Raw genomic sequence first — 8,908 nt, forward strand, 5'->3', positions numbered from 1 at the left:
GGGCTAGGGGAGGTGGGTCAGGGCGGTCAGGAGGGTGTCCACCTGCGCCTGCGTGGTGCCGAGGCCGAGGCTGGCTCGTAGGGCGGTCGGGGGCAGGTCGGTGCGGCCGGTACGGGCGGCGGCCTCGGCCAGCAGGCGCCGGGTCAGCGGGTGCGCACAGAACAGGCCGTCGCGTACCCCGATCCGGTGCCGGCTCGCCAGGTGGGCGGCCACCTCGGCGGAGTCCCGCCCGGCGACCACGAAGCTGACGATGCCCACCCGGGGCGCGTCCGGGCCGAACACCCGCAGCTCCACCACGTCCGGCAGCGCGGCCAGCCCGGTACGCAGCCGGGCCAGCAGCGCCTGTTCCCGGGCGTGCAGCGCGTCCCGGTCGGCCGCGCCGAGCGCCTCACACACGGCGGCGAGCGCCACCGCGCCGAGCAGGTTCGGCGTGCCGGCCTCGTGCCGGGCCGGGCCGGTCGTCCAGCGCACCTCGTGCGTCGCGGCGCCGACGTGGCTGGTGGCGCCGCCTCCGGCCAGGTACGGCGGCGCCGCGTCCAGCCAGTCCGCGCGCCCGGCCAGCACGCCCGCGCCGAACGGGGCGTACAGCTTGTGCCCGGACAGGGCCACGTAGTCCACGTCGAGCGCGGTCAGGTCTACCGGGGCGTGCGGGGCGAGCTGCGCGGCGTCGACCAGGATGCGGGCGCCGTACCGGTGCGCCACCCGGGCCAGCTCGGCGACCGGCCAGCACTCGCCGGTGACGTTGCCGGCGCCGGTGACCGCGACCAGCACGGGCAGGCCGGGCCGGGCGTCGCGGGCGAGTTCGCCGAGCGCCGCCGCGAGGGAGCGGACCGCGCCGGCCGGGCTGTCCGGCACCGGCAGCCGTACCGAGCCGCGCGGCCAGGGCAGCAGGTTGGCGTGGTGCTCGCCACCGAACGTGATCACGGTGGTGCCGGCGGGCAGCGCCCGGGCCAGCAGGTTCAGCGCGTCGGTGGTGTTCCGCGTGAAGATCACGTGATCGTCGGGGCGGGTGCCCAGGAAGTCGCCGACCGTCTGCCGGGCCCGCTCGTAGGCGAGCGTGCAGCGCCGCGACAGCGCGCCCGCGCCGCGGTGCACACTCGCGTACCAGGGCAGAAGCTCCGCCACCGCGTCGGCCGCGGCCCGCGCGCACGGCGCGCTGGCGGCGTGGTCCAGGTTGATCTCCCCCGGTACGCCGAGCACGCCGAGCGGGTCGGGCCGGACCGGCGCGGGCAGCACGGGCAGCACGGGCAGCGAGGGTACGAGGGTGACGGTCATGCCGGAGCCTCCCGGGTCACAGGGACCCCAGGGGTGCCGGGACGGGGTCCGCGCTTGCCCGGCGCGCGGAGCGGCACCGGGCCCGGTCATCACCCGGGGCACCCCACCGCGAACCTCGACGAGGGTTGCCGGCCAGCAAGCCGGGGCTTGACGCTGGCGCTCGTGACCTGTCCGGGAGCATAGCCCTCACGATGCGACCGGACCAGTGGGTCGTGGGTGACTACGCTGACCGCATGGCCGACACCCCACCCGGCGCAGCTCCGCCGCCACCGCACGCGCCCGCCGCCCCGCCGGGGGCGTCGGCGCCCCGGATGCCGCTGCGCCGGCTCGGCTGGCGGCGCTTCCTGGTGCTGGCCGGCGTGGTGCTGCTGATCGCGGCCGGTGCGCTGTTCATGGTGTTCACGCTCGGCGAGAGCCTGGGCGCCGAGGCGCTGCTGATCGGCGTGATCGCGGCGATCCTGCCGGTGCCGGTGCTGGTCTTCTGCTTCCTCTGGCTCGACCGTTACGAGCCGGAGCCGCTGAAGTACCTGATCTTCTGCTTCGCCTGGGGCGCCTTCGTCTCCACCGCCATCTCGCTGCTGGTGAACACGGCCAGCGCGGGGCTGTTCGAAGACCGGGGGCTGCCGGTCGCGCTGACCGCGGTGCTGGTCGCGCCGTTCATCGAGGAGCTGACCAAGGCGGCCGGTCCGCTCCTGGTGCTGATCTTCCGGCGGCGGGAGTTCTCCGGCATCACCGACGGCCTGGTCTACTGCGGGCTCTCCGCGGTCGGCTTCGCCATGGTGGAGAACATCCTCTATCTGGGCGGGCACGGCTACCGCGCGGGCGCCGACGAGTACGGTCCGGCCACCGGCGCGCAGCAGGTGATCGCGATCTTCATCGTCCGGATCCTGCTGTTCGGCTTCGCCCACCCGCTGTTCACGTCGATGACCGGCGTCGGGCTGGGTGTCGCCGCGCGAACCGCCGACCGGCGGGTGCGGGTGCTCGCGCCGCTCGCCGGGCTGCTGCTGGCGATGATCCTGCACGGCACCTGGAACCTGCTGCCCTCGCTGGCCCAGGCCACCGGCGAGACCGTGATCGTGCTCTACGGCTACATCGGCGTGATGGTGCCGATCTTCTTCGCGATGGTCGGGCTGGCGGTCTGGCTGCGCGCCTGGGAGGGCCGGCTGACCGAGCGCACGTTGCCGGACTACGTCCGCGCGGGCTGGCTCACTCCGCCCGAGGTGGCGGCGCTGGGCAGCCTGGGCCGGCGGCACGCGGCGCGTACGTGGGCGCGCCGGGTCGCCGGTGACGGCGGGGTACGCGCGATGCGCGGCTACCAGTTCGCCGCGACCCGCCTGGCGCTGCTGCGCGACGGGATGCGCCGGGGGCTGGACCGCAAGCCGGAGGAGCGGGAGCGGACGGCGCGGGAGGAACGGGAGCTGCTGGACGCGATCACCGCGTACCGGTCGTTCTTCGTCGGTCGCGACCCGCAGGCGCCGGTCGGGGTCTGGGACGGTCAGCGCTACCACCTGCGGTTCCCGGACGGTTCGCAGCGCCCGGTGGAGGCGCCGGACGACCCGGTGGTGCCGATCCCGGTGGTGCTGGCCCAGCCGCCCGCCTTCCCGCACGGCGGCTACGGCCCCAGCGGCTACGGCCCGGGCGGTCACGGCCCGGCCGGCTGGCACGGCCCGGCTTCCGGCCACGGCTACGGCCCGGGTGCCGGCCACGGACCGGGCGGCCGGCACGACCCGGGCGCGCCCTGGCATCCCGGGCGCTGAGGCCGTTCGGCCCGTCGGCGGCGGCGGTCAGCTCATCAGGCCGGTCAGGAAGTCGCCGAGCCCCTGGGCGATGGCCATCAGCGCGCCGCCGATGCCCTTGAACACCTGTGCCGCCCCGTCCGGCCGGAACGCCATGAAGTAGATCAGGAACGCGAGGAATCCCCAGGCGAGGATCTTTTTGATCACTACCGGCATGGTGTCCCTCCCCAGGGCGCGCTGAGGTGCCTGGGCTTCCCGCCGGGCAGCGCCGCAAACAGCACCGCCGCGCAGCGAGCGGCGTCGGAGGGGGAGAGCTACAGGTAGAGGCCGGTGGAGCCGGCGGCGGTGGTCTCCACCCGCTCGGCCGCCACGGCGTGCACGTCCCGCTCGCGCAGCAGCACGTACGCCCGCCCGTGCAACTCGACCTCGGAGCGGTCGTCCGGGTCGAACAGCACCCGGTCGCCGGCCACTATCGCGCGGACGTTCGGCCCGACGCCGACCGCTGTGGCCCAGGCCAGCCGCTTGCCCACGGCTGCCGTCGCGGGGATCACGATGCCGGCGGTGGAGCGGCGTTCCCCCTCGCCACCCTCGGTACGCACCAGCACGCGGTCGTGCAGCAGACGGATCGGCAGCCCGGCGTCGAGACTCTGGTCGGCGGTCACGCGAAGACGCTACCGCGTGGCCGTCGGTCGATTCCGGTGTGGTTGGCGAGTACGCAGGGTGGGCAATGTGTGGCCGAGTCGCCCTAGGGTGGGGCGTACGGACGTATCCTGTGCCCCCTGCGATCTGGTGGGGCTGATTTTGCCGGAGGTGCGCTTGAGCCGCTTCGAGCGGATGCGCGGGCGGCTCCGCCGCGCGTACGAGTCGGGCCGGGAGACGGCCCGGACCCGGCGGGCCACCGCGGAGGCGGAGGACGCGGGAGTGGCCTCGCCCGCCACGCCGGGGCCGACCGCCCCGCCGGAGGCGATGGTCGTGGGCGCCGGGTCGCCGGCCGCGTTGCACTCCTCGACTGTGAGCCGGGACGACACGGAGGTGCCGCACGCGCTGCGGATCACCGCCGCGTGGTGCTGGCGGCTGATCGTGATCGGCATCGTTACCTGGGCGCTCATCAAGATCATCGGCACGATCAGCATCGTGATCATCCCGCTGACCGTCGCGCTCCTGCTCTCCGCGCTGCTCGCCCCGGCGGTCGGCTGGCTGCTCCGGGCCCGCCTGCCCCGCTCGCTGGCCACCGGTGTGGTGCTCGTCGGCGGCCTGGCCGCCGTGGTCGGCACGCTGACGCTGGTGGTCAACGAGTTCATCAAGGGCGTACCGGAGCTGAGCGAGAAGTCCTCGGAGGGCATCCGGCAGATCCAGGACTGGTTCAAGACCGGCCCGCTGCACCTGTCCGACAGCCAGCTCGACCGCTACATCAACGAGGCGCAGAACTGGATCAACGGCAACACCGAGCGGTTCACCAGCGGTGCGCTCAGCACCGCCGCCACGCTCGCCGAGGTGCTCACCGGCACCGTGCTCGTGCTGTTCGCCACGTTCTTCTTCCTGCGCGACGGCAACTCCATCTGGCGGTTCCTGGTCCGGCTGCTGCCGGTCGCGGCCCGCTGGAAGGTCGACGACGCCGGTCGCGCGTCCTGGGCGACACTCGGCGCGTACGTGCGGGCCACCGTCCTCGTCGCCTTCATCGACGCGGTCGGCATCGGCATCTTCCTGGTGCTGTTCGACATCCCGTTCGCGTTCCCGCTGGCCGCGCTGGTCTTCCTGGGCGCGTTCATCCCGATCGTCGGTGCGTTCCTGTCCGGCGTGGTGGCCGTGCTGGTCGCGCTCGTCGACAGCGGCCCGGTGACCGCCCTGATCATCCTCGGCGCGGTGGTCGGCGTGCAGCAGGTCGAGGGCCACGTGCTCCAGCCGCTGATCATGGGCCGCGCGGTGGCCATCCACCCGCTCGCCGTGATCATCGGCATCGCCGCCGGCGTGGTGCTCGCCGGCATCGCCGGCGCGCTCGTCGCGGTGCCGCTGATCGCCGTGGTCAACACCGCGGTCCGGCGGCTCGCCGCGCGTACCGTGCCGGACACCCCACCGGACGCGGTGGTGGTCGCCTCCCAGGCGCCCTGACCGGCGACAGATCCACCGACGCCCGCGTCACCCCGCCCGGGGAGGCGCGGGCGTCAGCTCTTGGCGAGCCGTTCCAGCGCGCCCCGGGCCACCTCCGGCCGGGTGGTGTACCAGAACGGCGGCAGCGAACGGCGCAGGAACGGGCCGTACCCGCGGGCCGTCTCCAGCCGCGAGTCGAGCACCGCGACCACGCCCCGGTCGCCGGTGGCGCGGATCAGCCGGCCGACGCCCTGGGCCAGCCGGACCGCCGCGATCGGCACGCTCACCGCCGCGAAACCCGAGCCGCCACCGGCATCCACCGCCGCCGCCCGCGCCGCCGCGAGCGGCTCGTCCGGGCGGGGGAAGGGCAACCTGTCGATCACCACGAGCTGGCAGGCGTCGCCCGGCACGTCCACCCCCTGCCAGAGCGACATCACCCCGAACAGGCAGCTCTCCCGTACCTCGCGGAACCGGCGCACCAGCAGCGGCAGCGCCTCCTCGCCCTGGAGCAGCACCGGCAGGTCGGTCCGCGCGCGGACCAGCTCCGCCGCCTGCTGCGCGGCCCGTCGCGACGAGAAGAGCCCGAGGGTACGACCACCGAGCGCCTCGACCAGCGCCAGCAGCTCCTCACCGGCCGGCCCGGGCAGCCCGGAGACGCTGGGACGGGGCAGGTGCGCGGCCACGTACAGGATGCCCTGCCGGGCGTAGTCGAACGGCGAGCCGACGTCGAGCGAGCTCCAGCCCGGCCCCTCGGTCGCCGGTACGGTGCCGATCGCCGCCCGGCTGCCCTCGGTGGCGGCCACCGGCGTGACGGGGGAGCGGCCCGCGGCGGCAGCGGTGGCGATCGCGGCGGCGGCCGGGGACGGCGGGGCGGGCGGCGGCGCGTCCAGCCCCAGTGCCCGGGCCACCGTGTCGAAGCGGCCGCCCAGCGCCAGCGTGGCCGAGGTGGCGACCACCGTGCGCTCGTCGTACAGGTGGGTGGCGAGCGTGCCCGCGACGGACAGCGGCGCCACCACGAGCGCCCGGCGGCTGCCGTTGTCCGGCTTCTCGACCCAGGCGACGTCGTGGTCGGCCTCTTCCAGCAGCCGCTGGGCGGTGGTGGACAGCTCGTCCAGCACCGCCTTGGCCTGCTGCTTGCGTACCGGGTCGGGGTCGTCGGACTTCACGTCGCCGATCCCTTCCAGCGCGGCCCGGGTCGCCGAGTCCAGCAGCGTGCACGCCTCGCGCAGCGCGGGCGGCAGACCGGCGGTGAGCCGCCCGGCCGGCGCCTCGGCCAGCCCCACGGCGAGCGCGTCACCGGCCTCGGTAAGCCGCTCGGCCACGTCGGGGCGCAGCAGCGGCCGGGCCCGCCGGGTGGACCTGTCGATCAGCTCCGGCACCAGTTCCGCCTGGGCAGCCGACGAGACCCGGTCGGCCAGCTCGTGTGCCTCGTCCACCACCAGCAGCTTGTGCGGCGGCACGATGTGCCGCCCGGCGAGCATGTCGACTGCGAGCAGGCTGTGGTTGGTGACCACGATGTCGGCCTCGCGGGCGCGGGCCCGGGACGCCTCCGCGAAGCACTCCTGACCGAACGGGCAGCGGCTCGCGCCGACGCACTCCCGGGCCGGCATGGAGACGCTGCGCCACACCTGCTCGTCCACGCCCGGGTCCAGCTCGTCCCGGTCGCCGGTGGCGGTCTCCTCGGCCCAGTCGCGCAGCCGCTGCACCTGCTTGCCCAGGCGGCCCGCCTCGCCGAGCCACTTGGTGCCCCCGTTGCCGGAGCGGGGCGCGTCGAACAGCGCGTCGTCCGGCTCGTCCTCGACCGAGCTGTCCAGCCGGGCCAGGCAGAGATAGTGGTGGCGGCCCTTCAGCACGGCGAAGGTGGGACGGCGGCCCAGCACCGGCTCGACCGCGTCGGCCAGCCTCGGCAGGTCGTGCTCGACGAGCTGGGACTGCAACGCCAGCGTGGCGGTGGACACCACCACCGGCCCGTCCACTGTGAGCGCCGGAGCGAGGTAGGCCAGGGACTTGCCGGTGCCCGTCCCCGCCTGCACCAGCAGGTGCTCGCCGGAGCCGATGCTGCGCTCGATCGCCTCGGCCATCTGCTGCTGACCCGGCCGGGCCGCGCCGCCGGGAACCGCGCCCACCGCGGCGGTCAGCAACTCCCCGGCACCGGGTCGGTTGCTCCGGCGCTTCTTCGGGACGGCCGGGCCGGTGGCGGTGCGGGACGGGGTCACCGTGCGACCGTACCCGCCGGCACCGACGGGGGTCCGGCCGCTCCGGCGGCGTGGCGGGACGGCGGGTCGCGTCCGGTTACCTCCCGATCGCGTGGCGTGGCCGGAATCGGTTAGGGTGCCAGGCATGCCGAGCGACGTGGTCCGCGTGATCTACCGCAAGTACGACGGCAGCGCCCACCGCGACTACCCGGCCCGCCGGCTCGCCGAGGACGACCTCGGCGTCTGGCTCGGCGTGCCCGCCGGCACCGAATCCGTCTACCACGGCCGCCCGTCCGTCGAGCAGATCCCGTTCGTCCTGCTGGTGCCGCACCACGCCTGGTGGACCGGCATGTTCAACCCGCCGCCGCGCACCAGCGAGGTCTACTGCGACATCGCCACCCCGGCCCGCTGGGAGGGCGAGGAGACGGTCCACCTGATCGACCTCGACCTGGACGTGGTGCGCCGCCGCGAGACCGGCCTGGTCGAGCTGCGCGACGAGGACGAGTTCGCCGTGCACCGCGCCCGCTGGGGCTACCCGGACGACGTGGTCACCGAGGCCGAGGCCGCGTCCCGCTGGCTGCTCGGCGCGCTCGGCGACGGCACCGAGCCGTTCGCCACGTCGTACCGGAAGTGGCTGGCGCTGGTGGTCTGAGCCGGCTTACCAGCGCGGCGGCCAGACGGCGTCCGGCCCCAGCGGCGGCAGGTCGCTCACCTTGGCCGGGTTGAGCTGGTTGAACACGCCGGTGACCCGCCCCTCGTGGACCGCGAACGAGGTGACCATGCGGATGGGCCGCCCGTCGCGGTGGAAGAACTCCGACTGCCATCCCAGCGTCCCGTCCACCAGCACCGGCCGGCCGCGCAGGCCACCCCGCTGCCGGGCCTGGCCGTACAGGCCGAGGAGCAGCCGGGCGACCGAGTCGACGCCCACCACCGGCCGGCGTCCGGCCGGGAAGTGGCCGCCGGCGTCGCCGATCGACACCACGTCCGGGGCGAGCACGCGGACCAGCTGCTCCAGCTCACCCGACTCCACCGCGGCGGCGAACGCGGCGAGCACCCGCCGCTGCTCGGCGAGGTCGGCGCTGTGCCGGGGCGCGTCCGGCCCGTGCACCGCCCGGCGGGCGCGTGACGCCAGCTGACGCGCCGCCTCCGGCGTCACCGCCAGCACGTCCGCCACGTCGGAGAACGGCACCGCGAACACGTCGTGCAGCACGAACGCGACCCGCTGCTCGGGCGTCAGCCGTTCCAGCACCACCAGCAGCGCGGTGCCGAGCTGGTCGGCCCGTACCGCCCGCTCGGCCGGGTCGGGGGCGAACCCGTCCGCCGCCGGCACCGCTGTCACCATCGGCTCGGGGAGCCACTGACCGGGGTACGCCTCCCGGCGCACCCGGGCGGAGCGGAGCACGTCCAGGCAGATCCGGGAGCAGGTGGTGATGAGCCAGCCCCGCAGACCGCGTACGCGGGCGCGCTCCTCCGGGTCGCTCAGCGCGCCGGAGAAACGCAGCCAGGTCTCCTGCACCGCGTCCTCGGCCTCGCTGCGGCTGCCGAGCATCCGCTGCGCGACCGCCAGGAGACGCCCTCGTTCCGCCTCGAACTCCCCCGCAAGCTCGTCCACCC

The 8,908-nt window shown here is 75.1% G+C and carries 8 protein-coding genes and 1 riboswitch; of the genes, 3 read left to right on the top strand and 5 right to left on the bottom strand.

Annotated features, from left to right (window positions below; genetic code table 11):
- Positions 1-3: 3 nt before the first annotated feature.
- Entirely contained in the window at positions 4-1,275 is a 1,272-nt protein-coding gene (locus EAD96_RS29930) for an aminotransferase class V-fold PLP-dependent enzyme (protein ID WP_121686588.1), read from the bottom strand.
- A 45-nt stretch (positions 1,276-1,320) separates the two neighbouring features.
- Positions 1,321-1,443: riboswitch (SAM riboswitch) on the bottom strand.
- Positions 1,444-1,466: 23 nt separating this feature from the next.
- Here EAD96_RS29930 and EAD96_RS29935 point away from each other — a divergent pair.
- Entirely contained in the window at positions 1,467-3,032 is a 1,566-nt protein-coding gene (locus EAD96_RS29935; RefSeq protein WP_233586232.1) for a PrsW family intramembrane metalloprotease, read from the top strand.
- Positions 3,033-3,059: 27 nt separating this feature from the next.
- Here EAD96_RS29935 and EAD96_RS31305 read toward each other — a convergent pair whose 3' ends face one another.
- Together EAD96_RS31305 and EAD96_RS29940 are read right to left on the bottom strand one after the other, a co-directional pair.
- Entirely contained in the window at positions 3,060-3,218 is a 159-nt protein-coding gene (locus EAD96_RS31305) for a hypothetical protein (RefSeq protein ID WP_162881441.1), read from the bottom strand.
- A 107-nt stretch (positions 3,219-3,325) separates the two neighbouring features.
- Positions 3,326-3,673: a co-chaperone GroES gene (locus EAD96_RS29940; RefSeq protein ID WP_120572899.1), complete on the bottom strand. Its 348-nt coding sequence runs from the start codon at positions 3,671-3,673 to the stop codon at positions 3,326-3,328.
- A gap of 172 nt (positions 3,674-3,845) precedes the next feature.
- On the opposite strand from EAD96_RS29940, the gene EAD96_RS29945 reads away from it, so the two are divergent.
- Positions 3,846-5,120 carry an AI-2E family transporter gene (locus EAD96_RS29945; protein WP_308212722.1) on the top strand — a complete coding sequence of 425 codons (1,275 nt, stop codon included), beginning with the start codon at positions 3,846-3,848 and terminating at the stop codon, positions 5,118-5,120.
- 53 nt (positions 5,121-5,173) lie between these two features.
- Here EAD96_RS29945 and EAD96_RS29950 read toward each other — a convergent pair whose 3' ends face one another.
- Positions 5,174-7,315: an ATP-dependent DNA helicase gene (locus tag EAD96_RS29950; protein ID WP_121686590.1), complete on the bottom strand. Its 2,142-nt coding sequence runs from the start codon at positions 7,313-7,315 to the stop codon at positions 5,174-5,176.
- 124 nt (positions 7,316-7,439) lie between these two features.
- On the opposite strand from EAD96_RS29950, the gene EAD96_RS29955 reads away from it, so the two are divergent.
- Positions 7,440-7,946, top strand: a complete 507-nt coding sequence (locus EAD96_RS29955; protein ID WP_121686591.1) for a DUF402 domain-containing protein — start codon at positions 7,440-7,442, stop codon at positions 7,944-7,946.
- A gap of 6 nt (positions 7,947-7,952) precedes the next feature.
- Here EAD96_RS29955 and sigJ read toward each other — a convergent pair.
- Positions 7,953-8,908, bottom strand: a 956-nt coding sequence (sigJ, locus tag EAD96_RS29960) for an RNA polymerase sigma factor SigJ (protein WP_368666051.1), incomplete at its 5' end; no start/stop codon positions are given.

This window comes from Micromonospora sp. BL1, assembly GCF_003667485.1.
Classification (GTDB): Bacteria; Actinomycetota; Actinomycetes; order Mycobacteriales; family Micromonosporaceae; genus Micromonospora; species Micromonospora tulbaghiae.